General features: G+C 72.7%; 21 protein-coding genes. 8 read left to right on the plus strand and 13 right to left on the minus strand.

All coding sequences use genetic code 11. The features are described 5' to 3' along the window. Positions 1-132 precede the first annotated feature (132 nt). Positions 133-1,116 carry a neutral zinc metallopeptidase gene (locus C4U03_RS30380; protein ID WP_103942652.1) on the minus strand — a complete coding sequence of 328 codons (984 nt, stop codon included), beginning with the start codon at positions 1,114-1,116 and terminating at the stop codon, positions 133-135. 131 nt (positions 1,117-1,247) lie between these two features. Between C4U03_RS30380 and C4U03_RS30385 the strand changes: the two genes are divergently transcribed. Beyond that, entirely contained in the window at positions 1,248-2,981 is a 1,734-nt protein-coding gene (locus C4U03_RS30385; RefSeq protein ID WP_103942655.1) for a DUF2207 domain-containing protein, read from the plus strand. A 70-nt stretch (positions 2,982-3,051) separates the two neighbouring features. Next, positions 3,052-3,303, plus strand: coding sequence for a hypothetical protein (locus C4U03_RS30390; RefSeq protein WP_103942657.1), 252 nt, complete (start codon positions 3,052-3,054; stop codon positions 3,301-3,303). An 87-nt stretch (positions 3,304-3,390) separates the two neighbouring features. Here C4U03_RS30390 and C4U03_RS30395 read toward each other — a convergent pair whose 3' ends face one another. Together C4U03_RS30395 and C4U03_RS30400 are read right to left on the minus strand one after the other, a co-directional pair. After that, on the minus strand, positions 3,391-4,395 hold the full coding sequence (locus tag C4U03_RS30395; protein WP_103942659.1) for an asparaginase: 1,005 nt from the start codon (positions 4,393-4,395) through the stop codon (positions 3,391-3,393). A gap of 34 nt (positions 4,396-4,429) precedes the next feature. Further along, complete coding sequence (locus C4U03_RS30400; protein ID WP_103942661.1) at positions 4,430-5,260, minus strand: BKACE family enzyme; 831 nt, start codon at positions 5,258-5,260, stop codon at positions 4,430-4,432. A gap of 154 nt (positions 5,261-5,414) precedes the next feature. Here C4U03_RS30400 and dtd point away from each other — a divergent pair, with 154 nt between their 5' ends. After that, positions 5,415-5,840 (plus strand): D-aminoacyl-tRNA deacylase, encoded by a 426-nt coding sequence (gene dtd, locus C4U03_RS30405; RefSeq protein WP_103942662.1) that lies wholly within the window; start codon positions 5,415-5,417, stop codon positions 5,838-5,840. 9 nt (positions 5,841-5,849) lie between these two features. On the opposite strand, the gene C4U03_RS30410 is transcribed toward dtd, so the two are convergent. The 3 genes from C4U03_RS30410 to C4U03_RS30420 all read right to left on the minus strand — a co-directional run bounded on the left by C4U03_RS30410 (position 5,850) and on the right by C4U03_RS30420 (position 7,968). Beyond that, entirely contained in the window at positions 5,850-6,305 is a 456-nt protein-coding gene (locus C4U03_RS30410; RefSeq protein ID WP_235018245.1) for a hypothetical protein, read from the minus strand. 199 nt (positions 6,306-6,504) lie between these two features. Then, positions 6,505-7,491, minus strand: coding sequence for a CAF17-like 4Fe-4S cluster assembly/insertion protein YgfZ (ygfZ, locus tag C4U03_RS30415; RefSeq protein WP_103942666.1), 987 nt, complete (start codon positions 7,489-7,491; stop codon positions 6,505-6,507). Between the two features lie 66 nt (positions 7,492-7,557). Beyond that, the gene (locus C4U03_RS30420; protein ID WP_103942668.1) at positions 7,558-7,968 is read right to left on the minus strand and encodes a Fur family transcriptional regulator; all 411 of its coding nucleotides are present in this window, start codon (positions 7,966-7,968) and stop codon (positions 7,558-7,560) included. 424 nt (positions 7,969-8,392) lie between these two features. Between C4U03_RS30420 and C4U03_RS30425 the strand changes: the two genes are divergently transcribed. After that, positions 8,393-9,043, plus strand: a complete 651-nt coding sequence (locus tag C4U03_RS30425) for a DedA family protein (RefSeq protein ID WP_103942722.1) — start codon at positions 8,393-8,395, stop codon at positions 9,041-9,043. Positions 9,044-9,062: 19 nt separating this feature from the next. Here C4U03_RS30425 and C4U03_RS30430 read toward each other — a convergent pair whose 3' ends face one another. Then, positions 9,063-9,548 carry an FABP family protein gene (locus C4U03_RS30430; protein WP_103942670.1) on the minus strand — a complete coding sequence of 162 codons (486 nt, stop codon included), beginning with the start codon at positions 9,546-9,548 and terminating at the stop codon, positions 9,063-9,065. 234 nt (positions 9,549-9,782) lie between these two features. Between C4U03_RS30430 and C4U03_RS30435 the strand changes: the two genes are divergently transcribed. Further along, complete coding sequence (locus tag C4U03_RS30435) at positions 9,783-10,145, plus strand: DsrE family protein (RefSeq protein ID WP_103942672.1); 363 nt, start codon at positions 9,783-9,785, stop codon at positions 10,143-10,145. A 71-nt stretch (positions 10,146-10,216) separates the two neighbouring features. Next, complete coding sequence (locus C4U03_RS30440) at positions 10,217-11,242, plus strand: TerC family protein (RefSeq protein ID WP_103942674.1); 1,026 nt, start codon at positions 10,217-10,219, stop codon at positions 11,240-11,242. A gap of 15 nt (positions 11,243-11,257) precedes the next feature. Here C4U03_RS30440 and C4U03_RS30445 read toward each other — a convergent pair whose 3' ends face one another. The 3 genes from C4U03_RS30445 to C4U03_RS30455 all read right to left on the minus strand — a co-directional run bounded on the left by C4U03_RS30445 (position 11,258) and on the right by C4U03_RS30455 (position 14,740). After that, on the minus strand, positions 11,258-12,736 hold the full coding sequence (locus C4U03_RS30445) for a purple acid phosphatase family protein (protein ID WP_103942676.1): 1,479 nt from the start codon (positions 12,734-12,736) through the stop codon (positions 11,258-11,260). Between the two features lie 62 nt (positions 12,737-12,798). After that, entirely contained in the window at positions 12,799-13,512 is a 714-nt protein-coding gene (locus tag C4U03_RS30450; RefSeq protein WP_103942678.1) for a type 1 glutamine amidotransferase, read from the minus strand. Then, positions 13,502-14,740 carry a Mur ligase family protein gene (locus C4U03_RS30455; protein WP_103942724.1) on the minus strand — a complete coding sequence of 413 codons (1,239 nt, stop codon included), beginning with the start codon at positions 14,738-14,740 and terminating at the stop codon, positions 13,502-13,504. Before C4U03_RS30455 ends, C4U03_RS30450 begins: the two co-directional genes overlap by 11 nt. Positions 14,741-15,078: 338 nt before the next feature. Here C4U03_RS30455 and C4U03_RS30460 point away from each other — a divergent pair, with 338 nt between their 5' ends. Both C4U03_RS30460 and C4U03_RS40080 read left to right on the plus strand, forming a co-directional pair. Then, positions 15,079-16,764 carry a hypothetical protein gene (locus tag C4U03_RS30460; protein ID WP_103942680.1) on the plus strand — a complete coding sequence of 562 codons (1,686 nt, stop codon included), beginning with the start codon at positions 15,079-15,081 and terminating at the stop codon, positions 16,762-16,764. Between the two features lie 94 nt (positions 16,765-16,858). After that, positions 16,859-17,878 (plus strand): hypothetical protein, encoded by a 1,020-nt coding sequence (locus tag C4U03_RS40080; RefSeq protein ID WP_146087575.1) that lies wholly within the window; start codon positions 16,859-16,861, stop codon positions 17,876-17,878. A 166-nt stretch (positions 17,879-18,044) separates the two neighbouring features. Here C4U03_RS40080 and C4U03_RS30470 read toward each other — a convergent pair whose 3' ends face one another. The 3 genes from C4U03_RS30470 to C4U03_RS30480 form a co-directional block, all read right to left on the minus strand. After that, positions 18,045-18,401: a DUF5955 family protein gene (locus C4U03_RS30470; RefSeq protein WP_103942684.1), complete on the minus strand. Its 357-nt coding sequence runs from the start codon at positions 18,399-18,401 to the stop codon at positions 18,045-18,047. A 10-nt stretch (positions 18,402-18,411) separates the two neighbouring features. Then, positions 18,412-20,232, minus strand: coding sequence for a hypothetical protein (locus C4U03_RS30475; RefSeq protein ID WP_146087576.1), 1,821 nt, complete (start codon positions 20,230-20,232; stop codon positions 18,412-18,414). A 75-nt stretch (positions 20,233-20,307) separates the two neighbouring features. Next, the gene (locus C4U03_RS30480; protein WP_235018246.1) at positions 20,308-23,322 is read right to left on the minus strand and encodes an ATP-binding protein; all 3,015 of its coding nucleotides are present in this window, start codon (positions 23,320-23,322) and stop codon (positions 20,308-20,310) included. Positions 23,323-23,444: the final 122 nt, after the last annotated feature.

The raw sequence follows: 23,444 nt of genomic DNA on the forward strand, positions 1-23,444 counted from the left end.
CGTCAGGGTGCTTGCAATTGCAAGCGGACTTGCTAGCACTTGACCGTGAGGCCGGACACATGGCCGTCCGCCGCCGCGATCCTGGGGTGCGGCAGGGATTACCGAGACTGCAGAGACGCTTGGGAAGCGGGGTCAGTCCACCTGGGCGGCCGGAACCGTCCAGGTGTCGCAGGTTCCCACCACCCGCTCCCGGTAGCCCTTCTCGACCCAGCCCGCGTAGCTGCGCCCGGAGCCGTGGTCGCGCTTGTCGGCCGGCTGCCGGTCGTCGCCCCGCGCCCGCAGGTCGATCATCAGCGCGACGTACTGGGCCCGCGTCATGGGCAGCGTGCCGCGCTCGGCCCCCAGGAAGACCCCGGCCAGGCACTGGGCCTGCAGTTCGATGCGGCGGCTGATCTCGGTGCTGCCGGCGGCGGAGGCGGCGGCTGCGGCAGCGTCCATCCGCTGGTGCCCGTAGGCCAGGATGCCCGCCTGCTCCTGCACGTGGTGGCCGTACTCGTGGGCGATCACCCGGGCGTACACCGCGTAGTGCGAGACCGGCTCACCGCCGGAGGTCTCCACGATGTGCCGCAGCCCCACGTACATCGTGTCGTTCTCCGGGCAGTAGAAGGCGGCGGCACCGGGGCTGGGGAAGCTGCCGCAGGGGCCGCGGCCCGGAGTGTTCCAGAAGATCCGCTTGGGCGGCTCGAACGTCAGGTCCGCCTTGCCGAACTGCTGCTGCCAGGACCGGTCCAGGCACTGGCTGAGCGTGTCCATGAACCGCCGCATGGACTCGTCGGAGCCCGGCCGGATGCGCGGCAGCCGGCAGCCGACCGGGGTCAGCGGACCGGTCCGGTACAGCGGATTGGCGGTCGCCGTCTCCGCGGGAATCTGGGCCGGGTCGTTGCGGATCCGCGCCGCCACGGCCCCGCCGTCGGTGAACGCCGCCAGGCCCAGCACCGCCAGCACCAGGATCGCGGCGACCACGCCGAGGATCCCCGCCACCGCACCGCCCAGGCTCCGCCGGGGCCTGCGGCCGCGGGGCGGCAGCGCGTACGGCTGCGCGGCGTCGTACGGCCACCGTTCCTCGGACCTCGGGTCGTACCGCCGCACCGTCGGGGTCGGAGATCGGCGCACCATGGCCGGATCATCCCATAACCGGAAATGTCCAAGGACGACCGCGCAGGTCAGCGCACCGCGATGCCGTGCCGTCCCACCCGTACGCCGCCGTTATGACCGGCTTGGACCGGCAACCGCTACGATGTGCGCCCATGGTGGGACGTGCGCGGCCGGCGGCCGTGTCCTCGGCGGCTCTGGCGGGCCTGCTCGTCGCCGGTCCGCTGCTGTTCGCCGCGCCGGCGGCCGCCGGAACGCCGCAGAACCTGGCCTCGGGACGGGTCCTCAGCGACGAGGTCACCCTGACGGTCGGCCCGGACGGCGTGGCGCACGCCAAGGAGACCATCGTCTACGAGTTCGCCGGCGGACGCGGGTTCGACCGGTACTTCGTCACCCGCGCCCGCGACAGCGACACCCGCGACCGCGTCTACCAGGTCACCGGCGTCCGCGCGGCCAGCCCCGACAACGGCCCGACCGGCGTGACCACCACCACCCAGGGCGACCGCACCCTGGTCAAGGTCACCGGCGACGCACCGCTCAACGGGCGGCGCACCGTGACGCTGGAGTACGACGTGCGCGGCACGATCACCCCGCTGGGCGCCCTGGAGGAGCTGCGCTGGCCCGCGATCGGCGGCTGGCGGGTGCCGGTCGACTCCGCCAGGGCCACCGTCACCGGCGGCGCGGTGATCCGTAACATCAACTGCTTCGCCGGGCCGACGACCAGCGCGATCGGCTGCGCCCAGTTCTTCACCGACGACCACACCCGCACCCGGGGGGTGTTCACCCAGCGCAACATGCTGCCGGGCGACCACCTGACCGTGGTCGTGGGCTATCCGGCAGGCACCACCAAGGCGCAGCCGCTGTACGAGCAGCGCCGCACGCTGGCCACCGCGTTCTCCGTCAACGGCGTCACCGTGGGAGCGCTGGCCGCCCTGCTGGCACTGCTGCTCGGCGGGTTCGGCCTGCTGTACCTGCTGCGCGGACGGGACGCCCGCGCGGTCGGCAGGCACGCCGCCGAGGGCGACCGGCCGGCCGTGGACGGTGACGGGTTCGCCCCGCCGGACGGGGTGCGGCCCGGCCAGATCGGCACCCTGATCGACGAGCAGGCCGACGTCATCGACGTCACCGCCACCATCGTCGACCTGGCGGTCCGCGCCTACCTGCTGATCGAGGAGGAGGACCGGGCGGTCACCGGCCGCACCGACTGGACGCTGCGCAGGCTGCCGCGGCCGGTCGACGACCTGCTGCCCTACGAGCGGCTGCTGCTGGACGCGCTGTTCCACGAGCGCGACCAGGTCAAGCTGTCGGAGCTGGGCGGCACGTTCGCGACCCAGCTCGCCGAGGTCCGCTCGGCGATGTACGACGACGTGGTCAAGCAGGGCTGGTTCGCCCGCCGCCCGGACACCGTGCGCAGCCGCTGGTCCACCGCGGGCATCGTGCTGGCCGTGCTCGGCGTGGCCGGCACGGTGGCCCTGGCGGTCTTCACCGATCTGGCGCTGCTCGGGCTGGCCGTGATCGTCGGCGGCGCGGCGCTGGCGGTGGGCGGCCAGTACATGCCCGCCAAGACCGCCCGCGGCGCCACCGTGCTGGCGCACACCATCGGGTTCCGGGCCCATCTGGCGCGCGGCCAGGCCCCCGAGGGCGTCGAGGGGCCGCAGCGCATCGCGCTGTTCTCCCGCTACCTGCCGTACGCGGTGGTGTTCGACCTGGTCGGCAAGTGGGCCAAGACGGTCGAGGACGCCGGGGAACAGGCCGAGGGCGCCGACAACCTCTACTGGTACGAGGGCCCGGCCGAGTGGGACCTGTCGAAGTTCGCCGAGTCCATGCGCACCTTCACCCTCGCCACCTCCGGCGCCATCTCCCAGGCCCGGCAGTTCCGCAGCCTCTGACCGACCCTGTGACGCGGCACTCGCGTTGAAGCCCTTTTACCGGGTAGGGGCGGGGGCGGAGGTGGATCACATGGTGATCATGACCGTGCGTCTCGGCGACAACTACTGGCTCTGGCTCGCCCCGATCCTGCTGGGGCTGGCGCTCGTCACCTGGCTGCTGCTGACGTTGCGCGCGGCGCGCAGGCGGGTACCGCATCCCGAGAAGCTGCCGGGCGGCTCCCCGCACCGCGGGCCCATCCAGGGCGGCACCTTCGAGGGCGATCCAGGGCAGCGTAACCCCGGCGAGGGCAGCTATGACGACAGGAGCGCCGAGCGGCCCTGACCCGTCACCGCGGCGGCGCCGCCAGGCACCGCGAGGAGGATGGCGGCGTACCTGACCGCGCCGGCCGCCTCCTCCCCGCCGTGGGGCTCACCGCTGCGGCAGCGCGGCGAGGAAGGAGGGGGCGGCGCGGACCGTGCCGACCACCTCCTCGCCGCCGTGCACCGGGAGGGCGGCCAGCTCGTCCAGTTCCGGCCCGCCGTCCACGCCCAGGGCGCGCAGCAGCGCGACGGTGACCGGGGTGCGGGCCCGCATGGCACCGTCGTCGATCTTGACCGCTCCGGCCCGGCCGTCGGGCAGCGCGAACGCGTCCACCCCCTCGGCCCCGCACTTGACCAGCAGGCCCGGCACCGCGTCCATCAGCCGCCGCTCCTCGCGCCGGGTGCCCGAGGTCCACTCCGGATACGCCCGCATCGCGTCGGCCAGCCGCCGTTCCGGGCTGCCGGGCGGCGCCGTCACCAGCGCGCGGAACGCCCGTGCGACCCCCGTCGCCGAGACCGCGAACACCGGCGCACCACAGCCGTCCACCCCGGTGACGGCGGGCCGCTCGCCGGTCAGGTCGGCGACCGCCTCCCGGACGGCCTGCTGCAACGGGTGGTCGAACGCCCGGTAAGAGCCGGTCGGCCAGTCGTTGCGCACGCAGGTGGCCAGCATCGCCGCATGCTTGCCCGAGCAGTTCATCCGCAGCCGCGACCTGGTCCCGCCCGCCCTGGCCACCTCGGCCATGACGGCCGGCTCCAGCGGCCAGGACGCCGGGCAGCGCAGCGCCTCGGCGGTCAGCCCGGCCCCGGCCAGGATCTTCTCCACGCCTTCGACGTGGAAGTCCTCCCCGGAGTGGCTGGCGGCGGCCAGCGCCAGCAGTTCGTCGGCCAGCGCCAGGCCGCTGCGCAGCATGGCGACCGCCTGGATCGGCTTGTTGGCCGAGCGGGGCAGGATCGGCTCCTCGGCCGCGCCGAGTCGCGCCAGCGTCCTCCCGTCGGCGCCGAGCCCGACCACCACCCCGCGGTGCCGTGACTCCACGAACCCGGAACGCTCCACCTCGACCAGGACCGGATTCGCCTCCAAGGTCTCCCCCCACACGACCTCGATGATCATTTCTCCGGCACCCTACCCGCCGGCGGGGGTCCGCTCATCCGGCAGCGCCGACCCCCAGGAAGGCGCGGGCCTGCTCGGCCGTCATGGGCGGGCGCTGGGCGAACCGGGCCAGGGCGGCGGCCCGCTCGACGAGGATGGCGTTGGAGGTGACCGGCCTGCCCTTGGCGTAGGTGAGGGTGTCCTCCATGCCGACGCGCAGATGCCCGCCTGCCGACAGCGCCGCGAACATCACCGGCAGCGTGGTGCGGCCGATCCCGGTGGCCGACCAGGTGGCCCCGGCGGGCAGCGCCTCGACGGCGGCGACCAGGGTGCGGGCATCCCCGGGCATCCCGCCGGGCACGCCCATGACCAGGTCGCAGTGGACGTGACCGCCGTGGGGCTCCCCGCACTCGTCCAGCAGCCGGTGCAGCGTGGCGACGTGCCCCAGGTCGAACAGCTCGAACTCGGGGACGATCCGCAGCTCCTGGGTGCGCTGGTACAGCTCCGTCATGAACGGCCACGGGTTCATGAAGACGTCGTCGCCGAAGTTGACCGTTCCGCAGGTCAGCGAGCACGCGTCCGGCCCGGCCTCCAGCACCCGCAGCCGGTCCTCGTAGGAGTCGGTGACCGCACCCCCGGTGGACAGCTGGATGACCATCCCGGTGTTCTCGCGCAGCGCCTGGACGGTGTCGCGCACCCGGGGCGGATCCAGGGTGGGCCGGGCCCGCTCGTCGCGGACGTGGACGTGGATCACGGCGGCCTCAGCGGCCTCGCAGTCCTTGGCCGCCTGTACGAGCTCGTCCAACGTGACGGGCAGCTGCGGCACGTCGGCCTTGGCCGACTCGGCGCCGGTCGGCGCCACGGTGATGAGCGTCGTTGCTCCCATAAGGGCATCCTCACCCGGTCGTCGGGGACGGCACAATAGGCAGGTCAGGTGGCCACAGCGGGGCGGAAAGGCGTCCGGCCCGCGCCCACGGGCCCCACAGGCGTCCCGAAGACGGGTCGGGTGGCCGGGGCCGGTCATCCGGGAAAGGCAGGTCATGCGAGCGGTCGTACAGCGGGTGAGCCGGGCGAGCGTCACCGTCGACGGCGCGGTGGTGGGCGCGATCGAGGAGCCGGGGCTGCTGGCCCTGGTGGGGGTGACCCACGGCGACACCCCCGAGCAGGCGCGGCGGCTGGCCGGCAAGCTGTGGGGACTGCGGATCCTGGACGGCGAGAAATCCTGCTCCGACGTGGCCGCCCCGCTCCTGGTGATCAGCCAGTTCACGCTGTACGGGGACACCCGCAAGGGCCGCCGGCCGAGCTGGATCGAGGCCGCGCCGGGCCCGGTGGCCGAGCCGCTGGTGGAGGCGGTGGTCGCCGAGCTGCGCGGGCTGGGCGCCCAGGTGCAGACCGGGGTGTTCGGCGCGGACATGAAGGTCGCGCTGGTCAACGACGGACCGATCACCCTCGTCCTGGAGGTCTGACCGGGTGGCTCACTCGCCGCCGAAGCCGTAGACCATGCCGATGACGGTGATCAGGGTGCCGGCCGAGGCCAGCAGGATGAGCGCCCGGTCGGCCTGGGCCAGCCTGCCGCGGACCTTCGGCGAGTAGACCATCATCCCGGTCTCCCGGTTGGGGTCGGGCGCCGCTTTCTTGCGCCGCGGGTTCCGCAGGCCCACCAGCCGCCACAACGCGTCCGTCTTGACCTGCTGGTGCGCGGGGGTGCAGGCGAACAGCCGGCCGCGCACCGGCTCCCGGCAGGAGAAGCCCTGCCGGGTCATGACCCGGCAGATCGTCGGCACCAGCAGGAACTCGTACCCGCACCACAGCAGCAGGGTCAGCAGCGCCAGCCGCCAGGAGCGCTGCCATCCGGCGGCGGCCAGCAGCAGCCCGAACCCGGCCCACCACACCAGCGCCGACTCCCGCGAGCGCCGCCGCCGTCGCCCCATCCTGGCCCTCCGCACGCGAGGGGGCTCGTCATCGTCTGGATGACCGCCCGGTTCCGCCACCATCCTCGCGACCACCTTCTCACTACCGGGGCCCTGTTCGGATCTTGATTCGGGTGGCCGGGTCGGGCGGCCACGACAGTCGATTGTGCCCGTCCCGGCGGGGCTTCACGCCCCTTCCCGGGGGCGCCCCCGGAACCCGCTAGGAGCGGGCCGCGGGGCGGCGGCGCAGCGCGATGTCGGCGTTGGCGCCGGTGTCCGGGGAGACCACGACCTCCTGCGCGGCGGCCACTCCCCCGGCCAGCAGCGTGGCGTCCACCGGAACGGTCCGCTTGACCATCGCCAGCGCGATCGGGCCCAGTTCGTGGTGGCGGGCGGCCGAGCCGGTGAACCCGACGGTGCGCCCGTTCAGCTCGACCGGGTCGCCGTGCGCCGGCAGCCGGTCGGCGCTGCCGTCCAGGTGCAGCATGACCAGCCTGCGCGGCGGGCGGCCCAGGTTGTGCACCCGGGCGACGGTCTCCTGGCCTCGGTAGCAGCCCTTGTCGAGGTGGACGGCCTCACCGATCCAGCCGGCCTCGTGCGCAATGGTGCGGTGGTCGGTGTCCAGCCCCAGCCTGGGCCGGTGCGCGGCGATGCGGAACGCCTCGTACGCCCACAGCCCGGCCGGGCGCGCCGCCTCGGGCAGGCCCGGCAGGGCGGAGCGCTCGATGATCCGGCTGGGGCCCGCCACGTCCGGCAGCTCCAGAGCGCCCGGCACGTCCACCGCGCCGGTGACGACCGCGTACTCGCCGGTGACGTCGGCGACCTCGACGCGCAGCATGAAACGCATCCGGTCGAGGAACTCCACCAGCGCGGACGCGGTGCCCGGCTCCACATGGGCCCACACCGCTTCGCCGTCGTCCACCAGGTGCAGGTGGTGCTCGACATGGCCGTTGGGGCTCAGCAGCAGCGCCTGGGTCGGCCGGTGCGGCTCCAGCCGGTCCAGGTGCTGGCTGAGCAGGCTGTGCAGCCAGCTCAGCCGGTCGGGCCCGGACACCCGGACGACGCCCCGGTTACTGCGGTCGACGAAGGCCGTGCCCGACTCCAGGGCGCGTTGCTCGTGCGCGGGCTCCCCGTAGTGCGCGGCGACCTCCTGGTCGGGCCGGTCGGCGGCGACGGCACCGGGCAAGCTCAACAGCGGGCTCTCCATGGTCTCCAGCCTATGCGGATCTTCCGGAGCCGGTCCCCGCCCTCACAGCCGCCCGAGCTGCGCTTTTCAGTGGCAGTCCCGGCAGCGGCCGTAGACGGTCAGGTGGTGCACGTCGGTCTGGAAGCCGTGGTCGCGGGCCAGCACCTCCACCAGCCCGTCGGCGACCCTGGGCGTGACGTCGTTGACCGCCCCGCACTCCCGGCACACCAGGTGGACGTGCTCGGCCTCGGCGGCCAGATGGTAGGTGGGCGGGCCGTGGCCGAGGTGGGTGTGCTTGACCAGCCCCAGCTCCTCCAGCAGCTCCAGCGTCCGGTAGACGGTGGAGATGTTGACGCCGCGCGCGGTGCGCTGCACCTCGGTGCAGATCTCCTCAGGGGTGCCGTGCTCCAGTGAGGTGACCGCTTCGAGTACGAGCTGGCGCTGTGGGGTCACCCGGTAGCCATGCGCCCGCAGCTCCTCCTGCCACGTGTCGGCCATGCCCAGCAGTCTATGTCGCGCGGGTCACCCTGACCGGTCTGTCGGGCAGTAGCGCCGGCACCCGGGGAAAAACTCACTTGCCTCCGGGCCGGGGGCTCGCATAACGTGCGGTTACGCGCGAAAGGAGGTGGTCCGGAACATGCATGATTCTGGGACTCGCGAGGTGACTGTCCGCTAGTCGCCGTCCCGCCTCGGACGCCCCGCGCATGCGGGGATGTTCACCAGTCGTGTCGGCGGCTGGCGAATACCAGGCAATCACCCGATCCCCGGGCCGATGGATCAGTCCTGTCCATCCCCGCCTTGTGCGGGAAGGCCCGGGGATCGTTCTTTTCCACCCCCGTACGACCTCGCCGTTCCGGCCCATCGGAGGGAACGCGGCGCACGGCGCGGCATGAAACGCGTCACGATGGGCACCCTGTCACGCATGATCTTGGGCGCCGGACAGCAACAGCAGGAACTCACCGGCATCGCCGGCTGGGCGGCCGACGTCATCGAGGCGATGGGCGCGGTGGGCGTGGGCCTGCTGATCGCCCTGGAGAACCTCTTCCCCCCACTGCCCAGCGAGGTCATCCTGCCGCTGGCCGGATTCACCGCCAGCGAGGGCAGGGTCAACGTCATCGCCGTGATCGTGGGCGCCACCCTCGGGTCGCTGCTGGGCGCCCTGGCGCTGTACGGGCTGGGCGCCTGGCTCGGGCACGAGCGCGCCTGCCGGCTGGCCGACCGGATCCCGCTGGTCGACACCGCCGAACTCGACCGGGCCACGTCCTGGTTCGCCGACCACGGCGGCAAGGCGGTGCTGTTCGGCCGGGTGGTGCCGGTGGTGCGCAGCCTGGTGTCCGTGCCGGCGGGGATCGAACGGATGCCGCTGCCCCGCTTCTGCCTGTACACCGTGATCGGCAGCGGAGTGTGGAACACCCTGTTCGTGATCGTCGGCTACGTGCTGGGCGCCAAGTGGCAGCGCGCCGAGCAGTTCGCCAACTGGGCGACCTGGGCGGTGCTCGTCCTGGCGGTGCTGTGGATCGTCAAGTTCGTGGTGACCCGGACGCGCCGCCGGCGGGCCGGCTCCCACGCCTGACCCGCCCCGCGGCCCCGCCCTATTTGACCCGCTTGAGCTGGGCCGACAGGTGGGACTGCAGCGGCTGCCCGACCGCCGCCATGTCGTACGCCCAGCCGAGGTCCTCCCCGATCAGGCCGTACAGCCGATGGCCGCCGGTGACCTCCTTGGCGCTGGTAGTACGGGCGACCACGTCGGTGCGCAGCTCCACCCGGCTGAAGGCGACGTTGCCGACGTAGATCTCCACGATCCCGGTCGGGTGCGCCAGCGTCACCTCTACCTCATGGTCGGGGCGCGGCCTCCAGTAGCCCGTCTCGACGGCCAGCGGCCCGGCCAGCCCGCCCTCCTCGTCCAGCAACCAGGTACGGCTGGAGTAGATCAGGTAGGGCTTGCCGATGTGGGTGAAGGAGATCTCCTGGCCGAACCGGAAGCTGTCGATGGTGGGATAGCCGCCGACTCCGGCGCCCTCCCACTCGCCCAGCAGGAATTCCAGCGGCTTGAGGTCGGGGTGCAGCTCGGGCTCCATGTTCGATCAGCGTAGTGCCCCAGGTCAGGTGCCCGCAGCGCCGATCACCCGGTCCGGCGCCGGGATTCAGCGCAACCGGGACAGCGCGATCACCAGCAGCACCGACAACACCGCGACCACCCCGAGGACGGCCACCAGGACGATCGCGTTCACCATGCCCATGCGGCGGAGCGTAGCGGCCGTGGCGACGAACATCACGACGCCCCGGCCGGAACGCGCGCTACTGTGCGGACTATGGGGAGATCACTGGTGATCAAGGCCACGTCGGGCACGGACGGCATGGAGCGCTGCAACCAGGCGTTCACCGTGGCGGCGGCGGGTGTGGCGGCCGGCTCGCGGGTGTCGCTGTGGCTGACCGGCGAGGCCGCCTGGTACGCGCTGCCCGGCCGGGCCGAGGAGTTCGAACTGCCGCACGCGACCCCGCTGCAGGACCTGCTGGAGGTGGTACTGGCCGGCGGGACGGTGACGGTGTGCACGCAGTGCGCCGCCCGCCGCGACATCGGCCCCGACGACGTGATCCCCGGAGTGCGGATCGCGGGAGCCCCCACGTTCGTTGAGGAGATATCGGCGGAGGGCGCTCAGGCCCTCGTCTATTGATCCCAACGGGCCGGGTTGATCCGTCGCAAAGCGGTGATATACGGACCCGTGCGGCGGATGGAGTACTCCCTGTGATTGACATTCCCGGCTGGCTGTGGGCTGCGACGATCGTCTTCATCGTCGCGCTCTTCGCGTTCGATCTGGTGGTGGCGGTACGCCGACCCCACGCGGTGCACCTACGGGAGGCGACCTTCTGGTCGGTCTTCTATATCGCGGTTGCGGTCGGGTTCGGGTTCGTGTTGTGGGCGGTGTCCGGGCATGAGGCGGGCACCGAGTACTTCGCCGGCTGGGTGGTCGAGAAGAGCCTGTCGGTGGACAACCTGTTCGTCTTTGTGATCATTTTTGCCCGGTTCAGCGTGCCCCAGGAGTACCAGCAGAAGGTGCTGCTGTTCGGGATCGCGGGGGCGCTGATCCTGCGCACCGTGCTCATCGCGATCGGCTCGGCGGCCGTCAGCGCCTTCTCCTGGACGTTCCTGTTCTTCGGGCTGGTGCTGCTGTGGACGGCGATCCAGCTCATCCGGCACCGCAACGACGAGCCCGACGTCGACGACAACTTCCTGGTCCGGAACGCCCGCAAGGTGCTGCCGGTGACCGATGACTTCCACGGCGGCAGGCTGCTCACCCACGAGAACGGCCGCCGGGTGGTGACCCCGCTGCTGCTGGTGTTCATCGCCATCGGCAGCACCGACGTGCTGTTCGCGCTGGACTCCATCCCGGCGGTGTTCGGCGTCACCAGCGAGCCGTTCATCGTCTTCACCGCCAACGCCTTCGCCCTGCTGGGCCTGCGGGCGCTGTTCTTCCTGGTCGAAGGGCTGTTGGAGCGGCTGGTCTACCTGTCGATCGGGCTGTCGGTGATCCTGGCGTTCATCGCCGTCAAGCTGCTGCTGCACTTCGCCCACGAGGACGTCTCGACGTCGGTGCCGGAGATCCCGACCCCGCTGTCCCTGTCGGTGATCCTGGGCATCCTGGCCGTCACCGCCGTCGCCAGCCTGCTGCGGGTCCGCGCCCACCCCGAGGAGAAGGCCCGCGCCCACGCTGTCACCATCCGCAGCCGTACGCACGAGACGGAGCAGACCGAGACCGAGGCCGCTAAGTAGGCGCTCCGCGGACCCCTACGCGGGCCGGGCGGCGCTCGCCCGGCCCGCGACGGGCCTGCCGACGCCCGACAGGTCCCGGGCGACCACGGTGTTGCGGTCGGCGACGGACGAGCCCAGCGACAGTTGCGGCCACAGCCCGGCCAGTTCCTGGCGGCTGCGCTCGCTCCACTCCCTGGCCAGCGGCGCACGCGTCTTGTAGAAGTTCAGCGCGTATCCGCCGGTGTGCACGCGCAGCAGGGTGAACCCGCCGGGATACTCCTTGACCGCCGCGACCTCCTGCTGGAGGACACCGGTGGCGCCGGGCAGGGCGAACCGCTTGTTGCGATGGGTGTGCCCGGCATGGTGCAGGAACACCCCGGGCGCGCGGCTGTACTCGGCGAGGACCGCCCCCGCCTGCCGCACCTGCAGCGAGGTCCCGCCGGTGATGGCCTGCGGGGCGTCCGGGGTGATCAGCGGATGGTGGCCGAACACGATCGTGGGCTGGTCGCGGTGCGCCCGCAGGTCGGCGCGCAGCCAGGACAACTGCTCGTCCGACAGCCCGCCCGCGTCGCCGCCGTCGCCGGGCTTGTCGTAGGTGTCGAGGCCGACGACGCGCAGGCCGTGCAGGTCCCGGGCGAAGTAGGACGGCTCCGTGCCGTCGAGGAACCCATCGCGGAAGCAGTCGCGTCCCTGCCACTGGCCCGGCCCGCATCCGGCGTACTCCGCGCCCTCATGACCCCGGTCGTGGTTGCCGCGCGCCACGAAGTAGTCCGTTCCCAGCGTCCCGAACCGGTCGAGCAGCCGCCGGGCCACGCCGACGTCCTGTGGCTCCGCCTCGCTGGTGATGTCCCCGGCCGCCAGCAGATAGGCCGCTCCGCGCCGCCCGGCGTCGGCGACCAGCGCGGCCGTCATGATCTCCGGGTACGGCGGATGACCCGGGACCTGGGAGATCCCCTTGATCCACGGCAGCTGTCCCACCAGCCCGGCCACCGTCTCACCCAAATGCAGGTCATTGCACAGCGCCACCGAGAACAGGAACCGGCCGGGCGGCGGCTGCGGCGTGGTGAACGAGAACACCCGGGGCCGGTCCGCCGGGCGTCCCGCCGCGTGCCCACCGGCCAGGAACGTCGCGCTCGCCGCCCGGCCCCGCGACCGCGCCTGGTAGTAGTACGTGCGGCCCGGCTCCAGCCCGGTGACCTCCACGTAGTGGTACGGGGTGTTGCGCTCCCCGGCGACGCGGCGGTTCAGCCGCCCTGGACGGGTGCCGTAGACGATCTCCCCGTCGGCTGGGGCGGGTTTCATCCGCCCCAGCCCGTCGTCGGTGCCGGGCTCGCCGGTGTACCAGGTGAACACCGCACTGGTCTCGGTCAGCGTGACCAGTTCGAGGTTGACCGGCGACGCCGTGACGGCGCTTCCGTACGCCTGCGCCGGGTCGAGCCCCGGCACCAGCGACGCCCCGGCCAGGATCGCGCTCAGCCGGACGATGTCACGGCGACTGGGCCTGCAGCAGATCACGCCCGCCAGCGTGACAGCCGCCGCCGACCGCGCCCAGGCCCAAACCCGCGGCGGTGGAACCCTCAGCCGAGGACGACGCGGAGGCGTTCCTCGCGGAGGCGCTCGGACCAGGACTCGGCGATGGGCGGCAGGTCGTGCTTGACCGCCCAGCGCAGCAGCAGGTCGGCCAGGCCCGGGTTGCGGACCAGGGCCGGGCCGTGCATGTAGGTGCCGATGACGTGGCCCTGGTAGGCGCCTTCGTGGCCGTCGCCGTTGCCGATCCCGTGCACCACCCTGGCCAGCGGCTTGACCCCCGGGCCCAGGTGGGTGACGCCCTGGTGGTTCTCGAAGCCGGTGATGCGGGGCACGTTCAGGGCCTGGTCGACGTCGCCGACGATCTCGCCGACCGCCCGCTGCTGCCCCCGGCTGCTGCGGATGTCCAGCAGCCCCAGGCCCTGGACCGGCTGGCCCTCCTCGCCGCCGAACTCGGTGCCCAGCAACTGGTAGCCGGCGCAGACGGCGAAGATCACCGCACCGAAGTCGCGGGCCCGGTGCAGCCCGCCGTCGCCGTGCAGCCGGCGGGCGGCCAGGATCTGCGGCCGGTCCTCGCCGCCGCCGAGCAGGTAGATGTCGCCGTCCACCGGCACCGTCTCGTCGGAGCGGACGTGCACGGTGCGGGTGCGGATGCCGCGCAGCGCCGCCCGGCGCTCCAGGACGATGCAGTTGCCCTGGTCGCCATAGGTGCTGAGCAGGTCGGGATAGACCCAGACGATCTTGATGCTGTCGTTAGACGACACGGCCGTACCTCGTTCGGATGTCCTGGAAGGCGGTGTAGTTGGCGATCACGTCCAGATGTCCCGGCGGCACCGCCATGACCGCCTGCTCGATGTCCTCCACCAGGGTGAACTCGACCTCGGCGGCCTCCAGCCGGGCCGCCAGGTCCAGCCGGCGCTCCCCGGTCGCCCACACCGGGCGGCCGCGCAGGATGCGGTAGTCCACGTCCCACAGCCAGGAGGTGTCGCGGCCGTCCGGGCCCTGGGCGTTGATCGCCAGCGCCACCGGGCCGGGCGCCGGCTGCAGCACGTCGAACGCCTCCAGCCAGCCGGCCGGGTTCTTCGACAGCAGCAGCCGGATCCGCCGGCCCTCGTGCTCGACCGTGGTGTACCGGCCGGCCACCGACTTGACCTGGCCCAGCAGCGGCAGCGCCACGTCGGGCTCGACACCGAACCGCGCCACCACGGCCAGTGCGATGACCGCGTTGGAGCGGTTGGCCCGGCCGGGCAGTTGCAGCGACGACAGCTCGTAGGTCCGGCCGCCCGGCGCGGTCACCCGCCCGCCGTGCAGGATCCAGTCGGGCTTGGGACGGGCGAACGAGCACTCCCGGCAGGCCCAGTTGGTGCCCTCGCGGTCCAGCGGGCCGCCGCACTCGGGGCAGGACCAGGAGTCCTCCCGCCAGTGCTGCCCGGCCGCCACCCAGGTCACGCTCTTGGCGGTGGCCGCCCCCCAGGTCACCAGGGGGTCATCGCAGTTGGCGATGACATGGCTGTCGGGCGCGGCCTCCAGCGCCTTGCGCCACTTGCCGGCCAGCAGCCAGATCTCGGCGGCCCGGTCCATCTGGTCGCGGCTCAGGTTCATCAGGGCGACCACGTTGGCCCCGGTCTCCCGGAGCACCATCGGCACGTACTTCTCGTCGCACTCCAGCACCCCGTACTTGGCGTCGGGGGCGGCGGCCAGCGCCGAGACGTGCCCGGTCGGCATGTTGGCGCCGAAGGCGTTGGTGGCGACCTGGCCGAGCGGCGTCATCGCCGCGGTGATCAGCCGGGTGGTGGTCGTCTTGCCGTTGGTGGCGCTGACGAGCACCAGATTGCGGTCCCGGGCCAGTCTGGTCAGCAGCTCCGGGTCGAGCTTGAGCCCGATCCGGCCTCCGATCACCGAGCCGTCGCCACGGCCGGCCAGCCGCGACATCTTCGCGGCGGTACGGCCGAGGGCCACGGCCATCTGCGCGCGCAGCGGAAGATCGCTCATCGACTCCTGCTCTTCCGGGTTGGCCTGGAACATGGGACGCGACCAGCGGACGGGGGCGTCAGAGCGAGCCTAGTCGCTCGACACCGGACTTGGCGTTTCATTCCCGGCAGGACACCCGGGCATGATGATTCCGGAACGGTGCCCGCGGGCCGGCACGTCGCCCTGGATGCGATCAGCGTCACATAACCGGCGGGCCACCCCGCTTCTGCCATCCTGGACGTGACGAACGACCGGGGCGGACGGCTTCGTATCCGTCCGTACCCGCCGATCCCGCCCACGGAAGCGGCATTTCCCAGTACGTTGGCGGAAAACTGCGACAAGGCGAGGTCCGAGTAGCGATGCAGTGCCCACGGTGCGGCGAGAACACGCCCGGGACGCTGAGCGGATGCGCGCGCTGCGGCGCGCCAGTCGACCAGCGGCCGGACCAGCAGGTCCCACAGGGGCCGCAGGCGGGCGGAGCCGGGCAGGCGCTCGACGCCACGATGCTGGACCCGCTCCACGCCCCCCTTCCCGCCCCGCCGGCCATCGCCCCGGCGCCGCCCGCGCCGTGGGCGACCGAGATGACGCGGGTCGAGCCGCTGGGCGGAGCGAACTTCATGGGGCTGCCGGCCGGGCCGGGCGGCCCCGGCACGCCGCCCTCCCCCTCGGCCCCGCCTGCCGCGGACCCCGAGGCCACCCAGGCGTGGACGCTGCCGCCGGAGGACGACGAGCCCGGCCCCCCGGCCCCGTCCGCCCCGGCCATCCCGGCTACCCCGGCTACCCCGGCCGGGCCGCAAGGCGCGGGGATGCCCGAGCCGCCGCCCGTCCCGTCGTGGGCCGGCGGCACGCCGGAGCCGCCCGGCGGGCCGATCGTCCCGGACTCCTGGTTCGCCGAGCCGCGCCCGCCCTCGGCGGAGCCGTCCGTCGACCAGACCCGGGTCGCCATGCCCGAGGCGCCCGGTACGGGGGTGGAGGTGTGGACGCCCGGCGGCGCGGCGGCGGACCCGGCCTGGGGGCAGCCCATGCCCCCGCAGGCCCTGCCTGACGGCGTGGCCGGTGGCGGTTTCAACGGCCAGGCCGCGGACGCGGGCTGGCAGATGCAGCCGGGTCTGCCCGGTCCCCAGAACGGCGGCCATCCCGGCACCGAGGGCTACCCGCAGCCGAACGCCGGGTACCCGGGGCCTGACGGCGCGTACCCGGCACCCGGCGTCGCCTACCCCGGTCCGGACGGCGCCTATCCGGCACCCGGTGGCGGATATCCGGGCCCCGATGGCGCGTACCCCGCGCCCGGCGGCGCCTATCCCGATCCGAACGGCGCGTACCCCGATCCGAACGGTGCCTATCCCGATCCGAACGGCGCGTACCCCGGCCCGGACGGCGCCTACCCCGGCCCCGATGGCGGATACGGGCGTCAGCGGACGGGAGGGCGGTCGAACAAGCCGCTGGCCATCGTGGTCGGCGTGCTGGTCACGGTGGCGGTGGTCGCCGTCGGCATCGTGATGTGGCCCAACGGCGGCGACGGGTCCGCGGCCACCGCCTCCAGCTCGGCCACTCCGAGCAACGCCGCGCAGAAGAAGCCGGTGAAGAAGCCGCCCTCCGGTCCCGCACGCCAGCAGGCCCAGGTGGTCAACGAGCTGCTGGACGCCAGCGCGGCCACCCGCAACCAACTCGGCCGGGCGCTCAACGCCGCCGCCAGGTGCAAGGACCTGCCCACCGCGATCGCGGGGTTCCAGCGGGTGGCCAAGCGGCGCACCAACCAGATCAACCGGACCAACGCCCTCAAGGTCGACGCGCTGCGCAACGGCGAGCGGCTGCGGGCCTCGCTGCTGCGGTCGTTCCAGCTGTCGCTGCAGACCGACCAGGCGTTCCTGGCCTGGGCGCAGAGTGCCCAGGGCTGCAAGGGCAGGCCCCGGCAGGACGCCAACTACGCCCGCGGCAACAGCCTGTCGACCCAGGCGACGCTGGCCAAGAGGCAGTTCACCGTGCTGTGGAACCCGGTCGCCCGCGACGTGGGCCTGCCCGCCCGCACCGACAGCCAGTTCTGAACGCGTATTGCGACACAGTCACGACCCGGCGAACCTGCCAGGCTGAGCACTATCGTCCAAGGGGAATGCTCTCTCTGCGCAGGGGTGGTGGCTCATGCAGTGTCCGGTGTGCCACAGCGACACCACGCCGAGCCTGCCCCGTTGTACGCGCTGCAACGCCCGGCTCGACGAGGCCACGGTCCGGGACGCCGCCGTGCCCTCCCCCTGGCCGGCGCAGTGGCCTGAGCAGACCAGGAACGATGCCGGGTCGCCCGGCGAGGAGCCCGCCTCGCCACCCTCCGACCCGTGGCACGGCCCGCAGCCCTCAAGCTGGACGCAGGCATGGGGCGACTCCTCCAGTCCGCCCGGCGAGCAGGCCGCCTCGCCACCCTCCGACCCGTGGCACGGCCCACAGCCCTCGGCCTGGGCGCATGAAGGGGGCGCTTCCGGTCCGTCCGGCGAGGAGACCACCTCGCTGTCCCCCGAGCCATGGGACGCCCCACAGTCCTGGGGCCAGATGTGGGAGCCCCCGCCGCCGCGGCGCCGCAGCAAGGCGCTCCCCTATGTGCTGACCGGGCTGGGGGTCTGGATCCTCACCATGGTCGCGCTCGCCATCATCTTCTGGCCGCACGGCGACGACTCCACCGGCACCCTGCCGCAGCAGAGCGCGACGTCCGTCGAGCAGCCCACGGACGACCCCGGGGCCGGCACTCCCGAGCCCAGCGCCCCCGATGACGACGCCGAGGCCCGGCAGCAAGCCACCCAGATCGACGCGCTGCTCGGCGACATGGCGAGCACGCGCAGCGAACTCGGCGCGGTGGTCTCGGCCGGCTGCGACACCTCCGATCTGGAGCGCATCCGCGACCAGCGGCAGGAGCAGCTGAGCACCGCCGAGACCCTCCAGGTCGACGCCCTGCCCGACGGCGAGGCGCTCAAGAGCGCCCTCACCGGGGCCCTGCGGATCTCGGTCGAATCCAACCAGCTGTACCTGCAGTACGCCCCGGGCTGCCCCAGCGACGAGGACGCCGCGGACGTCAACGACCGCGCCACCCGCGCCAAGTCCGAGGTGATCGGCCTGTGGAACGCCATCGCCGCCGAGTACGGCCTGTCCCCCCGCGACTCCGGCAGCATCTGACCGGGCCCGGCCACCGCGGCACGAACGGATCCGGTCCGCGGACGGGCTGAGCTGCGGCCAGCAGGCTCACCAGTCCACGGACGACCTCAGTTACCGGTCAGCAAGCCCACCAGCCCACGGGCGGGCCCAGTTACCGGTCAGCAGGCATACCAGTCCACGGGCAAGCTCAGTTGCCGGTCAGCAGGCTCGCCAGTTCGCGGACGGCCGCGGCGATCGCGGCGATGCCGGCGACCCGGGCGGCCAGGCGGTCCAGGGCGTGGGCGATGCGGTCGGGGTCCGGGTCGTTCTCGGACACCTCCTGGCGGATGTCGTCGAGGTCCCGGTGGGCGCGGTGGACGTCGGGCAGTTCGGCCGAGTGCCGCTCCAGCAGTTCGGCGACCCGGTCGATGGCCTGTTCGACGGGCGAGCCGTCCTGGGCGCCGCTGAGGTGCTGGGTCTGGTCGACGTTCTGGCCGGAGGCGATCTGGCTGCCGGAGATGCGGGCGTTCCCGCCGATCTGCACGCGGTGGTCGTCACCTGTCACTGGAGGCTCCTCACGAACGGGGCCGGGGCCGGGGCTGCTGTTGCTGGGTGATGCGCGCCCCGGCGCCGCCCACCGCGATCTGGCTTCCCGAGATCGAGCCGCCGTTCATGATGAACGGGTTGTTCATCACCACGGCCGCCTGCTCGCGGTAGGCGGTGACGTCGACCCGGCATCGCTGGAGATAGTCGAGCACGGCCTCGTTGATGCGCCGCTCGATCAGGTTGGTGTACTTGTCGGCGTCCAGGGTCTGCATGAACGTCCGGAAGGTCGGCTCGGCCGCCTCCTCCCGGACGCTGAGCCGCGCGCCGTAGTCGTACGCCACGAAGGCCGCGGGCGCCCGGCCCCCGAGGGTCAGCCCCTCCTTGGCCATCCCGTACAGGGTGCGGACCAGCCGTGCCGGGCTCAGCAGTCCGTCCGTCACCGACCGCGGGCCGTGCTCCCGCAGCACCCGCCGTACGATCATGCCGGTGGTGTAGGAGGGCAGCACGTCCACGATCCGGAACGGCCGGCGGATCGGGGGCAGTGCGTTCATCACGAACTGGGCGTATAGCATCCGGCCCTCGACGGCCAGGTATAGGAACGCCGACAGCGCGAGGTCCTGGTACTCGGCGGGGGCGAGCACCTGACCGGTGCGGGTGCGGACGGTCTGGCCCTGGGTGCCCACGGTAACCCGCTGGTAGCAGCGGATGTCGGCCTGCGGATGGTTGATGATCGCCTCGATCGCCCGGTCACCGGCCAGGGAGTAGGGCAGCGAGGTGCGGTCGTCGATCAGCGGGTGGCCCCGGAACTCGGGGCCGGCCCCGCTGGGGTCGGCGGGACGGGGCCCCTGCATGCACTCGCCCTCGGCGACCACGTGCCAGTCGACCATCAGCCCGGGGATCCGCTCGTGCGCGGGCACTCCGTCGCGCATCTCCACCAGCCGTTCGCGGACGTGGCGGTGCAAGGCCACCGGGTCCACGATCGGCTGGACCCGTTCGCCGTTCGGTCCCTGGCCGGGGTTTTCGGCCACCCGGTCCAGTTCCACGATGATCGACCAGGCGCGGGCCCAGGGCTTGGCGAAGTCGCCGGAGCCGAGGAAGGGGTTCTGGTGCGAGTAGAGGGTGATGTTGCCGCGCTGCGCGCCGGCCACCCGTTCGAGCGTCGCCCGCACCCGTTCGCTGACCGCCTGCGGGGCGGGCGCACGCGAGCCGGGATGGAGGGTGCGCAGCGTCAGGAAGGCGAGATAACGGTAACCGAGCGGAATGATCGCCAATGTGAAGAACGCCAGCGCCCAGACGAACACGAATTTCCCGGTGACCGCGCCGCCGGTGAACGTCTCGGCGAATCCCGGCTCCCGGTAGGGGTCCCCGCCGGGGATCGCCATGATCAGGAACACGAAAAGGATCAGGCCGAAGGCGGCGATGACCCAGAACACGATCTCGACGACCCACGACACGCTGCGCCATAGGGGGCCGGACGCCGACAGCAGATATCTGGCCGGCGTCTGGAGAAACAGCGGCAGGAACACCACCGGCGACCACAGCATCAGCGCCATCAGCACGGCCTGCCACTGTAGGACCAGCGCGAGCAGCAGGACCAGCACGATCGCCAGGTCGCGGACCACGCGCATCCGCCGTGCCCGCAGGGCGTGGCTGATCACCGGCACCAGATCGAACCCGAAGGACGGCACCACCGCGCGGCTGTCGTCCTCCCCGAATTCGGCTATGACCTTCTGCCCGAAAGAGTCGTCCAGATATGTACCCGCACACAGATAACGGGTGGCGTGCTGCAACGGCTCGCCGTCGGCACGCCCGCCCCTCATGTGCGCGAAGTAGCCCTCAGAATCTGCCACCGAAGCCCCCCCTGCCGGCCCGACGGTTCTCTCTGGTCTTTGCTACCTGCTATCGGTGCTCGGGGTGACGGTATTTCAGTTTTCGGTAAGGAACGGCGGTGCGTCGTCCGGGTCCTGGGCGGGCAGGGCAAGGAACGGCGGTGCGCCATCCGAGTCCTGGGAGGGCAGGACGAAGCGGTCGGGCCAGCTCAATACCGGCTCCAGCCAGGAGGTCACCCGCATGGCCCGGGCGATCTCGGTGAGCTGCTCGTCGGGGTCCAGGCCGACGGCCACCACCGCCAGGTCGTCGGCGAAGCCCTCGTGGTCGTCCTCCCCGACCAGCGCGGTCAGCGCGATCGGCCGGTTGGCGGGCAGCTCCATCGACAGCGGATGGCGGCGCAACGCCCGCAGCCGGTGCCCCGCCCTGGCCTCTGGCGCCTGCCGCAGCCCTGGAAGCTGGTACTCCAGCGGCGGGGCGGGGGTGTGCTTGTCGGGCGTCGGCGCGCCGTAGGGGAAGATCCGTTCCATCTCGTGCAGCCACTTCACCTGGCCGATCACCCAGTTCGGTCCCGGCGACGTACCTGCCAGGGCGTACTCGCCGCCGAGCAGCCGCTGGGCGGTGGCGGCCACGGCGGTGGTCAGCTTGTCGGGCGCGTACGCCGACCGCAGCGCCCACGCCCGCCGGGTCACGCACCGCTCCACGACGGTGGCCAGCGCGCACTCGCGCAGCCGCGAGGTGAGCCGGGACCAGGCACTGCCCAGCTCGGGCGGCACCACGGGCAGCGGCCGGCCGACCACGTGGGCGAGCACCAGCGTGTCGGTCCACACCCGCAGCCAGGCCGAGTCGACGTGACCGGCCAGCAGGTCGGCCTCGCGCAGCTCGTACAGGTTGCAGGCGCGTCCGGAGCGGCACTCGCAGCCGCAGGCGGCCGAGCGGCGCCCGTCGATCGGCGGAGGCGGGCCCGGCAGCACGGCCTCCCGGCCCTCCCCGTACGGGATGCGCACCCGCAGCGGGCGGTCCATCCCATCGGCGAACACCGCCGCCGCCCCGGGCCGCAGCGACACCACCTCGCGGGACTGGTCGTCGTCCAGGTTCATCGCCGCGCCCACCTGGTGCCGGTCGTCGAAGGCCGGCAGCCGGTGGACGACCTTGAGCGCGGTGTTCTTGATGACGTCCGGCACCAGCTTGGTGGGGATCTGCTCGGCCACGATGATGCCCTCGCCGTAGGCGCGGATCTCCGCCAGCATCCCGGCGAACAGCTCCACGGCGTGCGAGCTGGTGCGCTCGGGGCCGCGGTTGCGCAGCAGCCGGTGCGCCTCCTCGATGACGATCACGTGCCGCAACCCGGCCTGCCCGCCGGCGGAGCCCCGCTCGCGCGCCCGCATCCGCAGATGCTCCACGATCCGGATGATCAGCGTTCCCATCAGGAACGCCTTGTCCTCGTCGTTGGCCACGTCCTCGATGGCCAGCACGATGTTCTCGCGCAGCATCCCGCCGACGTCGGCCGGATGCCCGCCCTCGAAGAAGCGGCCCGCCGACCCGATCCGCAGCGACCGCAGCCGTACGTCCACGAACCCCTTGACGTCGGCCATCAGCTCCCGGCCGTACCCGACCTCGCCGATCACGTCGAGCGCGGCCCGCTGGAGCTGCTCCAGCGTCGGCACCGCCGGCTCCACCAGCGAGCCCGGCATCCCGGCGCCGGTCACCACGTCCCACCCGTTGGCCTCGTAGACCCGTTGCAGCGCCTGCGACATGATTTGCGGGAACGGCTCCTCGGCGTCGAAGGCCGCCTGGAACAGCGCCCGCACCATGTCGATGTGCGCCTGCACCGGGTAGCCGGGTTCGGGCGCCAGCGGGTTCACCGACAGCGGCACCGACCGCAGGTCGGACGGGTTGATGACCGTCACCCGCCCGCCCAGGTCGCGGATGCGCCCGGCCATCGCCGCGTACTCCGACTTGGCCGGCTCGATCGCCAGCCACGGCACGCCCGCCCGGGTGAGCTGCTCCAGCAGGTGCCGGACGGTCTGCGACTTGCCCGCCCCGGTCGCCCCGGTCACGAACACGTGCCGGTTGACGGTCGACCTGGGCACGGTGAACGTCCCGACCCGCCGGTCCTGTCCGTCCAGGATGGCGCCCAGCTCGATCGGTGGCTCGGCGCCCTGGTGCTCGCCGTCGGTCTCCAAGGTCACGTCGAAGTACCCGGCCTCCAGCACCCGCAGTCCCGGCACCTCCCGGCGCGGCAGCCCGGCCAGCGCCGCCAGCGCGCCCGCCGTGGCCGCGAACGGGAAGCGCGGCTCCGCGTCCGCCGCCGGCCGGGTGTGCGGCGACTGGCGCGGGTGCGGCGCGACCGGCGACGGCGCGACCGGCTGCAACACCTCGGCGAAACTCCCGCTGCCGTACCCGGCCCGCAGCCGGTAGGGGTGATGGGTCAGCTCCATCGACCCGACCAGCACCGGCGCGACCCGGGCCAGCTCCTCAAGGGAGGCCGCCCCGGCCAGCACCCGCACCTGCCATAGCCCGGCCTGGTGGAAGGCGTCCAGCTCGGCCAGCCGCCGCTCGGCCCGCGCCACGTCCAGCCGCGCCTGCTCGTCCTCGCCCCGGCGCAGCATCCGCAGTTCGTGCTGCAGTTCGCGGATCTCGACGTCGATCAGCCGCTCGTCGGCGGGCTCGGCGACGACGAACCAGCCGAACGGCCGGTCCATCAGGGTGACCAGCGTCGACTCGAACAGGCTCGGCCCGCTGACCGTCTCGGTGCGGCTCACCGGCGGCGCCGGCCTGCCCGGGCACCGCGTCCACACCATCCGCCCGGCCTGCCGCAGCCACTCCTCCCCGACCGGCACGCCGCGCGCCCCGTTCGGGAACAGCAGCCCCTCGTGCCCGGGGCTGACCGGCCCCGCGTTGCTGATCAGCTCCAGTGGGGCCCCGCCCCCGCGCGACAGCCACCCCACCACGAACGCCCGCCGCTGCTGCCGCGCCGACAGCACCGCGGGCAGCACCGTCACGAAGTCCCACTCCGCCGACGGCGCCCGCTCCACCGCCGGCACCGCCAGGATCCGATACCACGGCCCGGGCAGCCCACCGCCCGGCACACTCTCAGGGGGGAAGCTCACCCGCCCATCCCTATCAACCTCGCCCCCGCCCCGCCACCAAGACGACCGCCGACATGGCGCCCTCAACGTTCGGCATGACCCACCGGATGACAGGCGGGGGCTCCACCAGGTATCGCCGTCAC

The sequence above is a fragment of the Thermomonospora echinospora genome (assembly GCF_900108175.1).
GTDB lineage: Bacteria > Actinomycetota > Actinomycetes > Streptosporangiales > Streptosporangiaceae > Thermomonospora > Thermomonospora echinospora.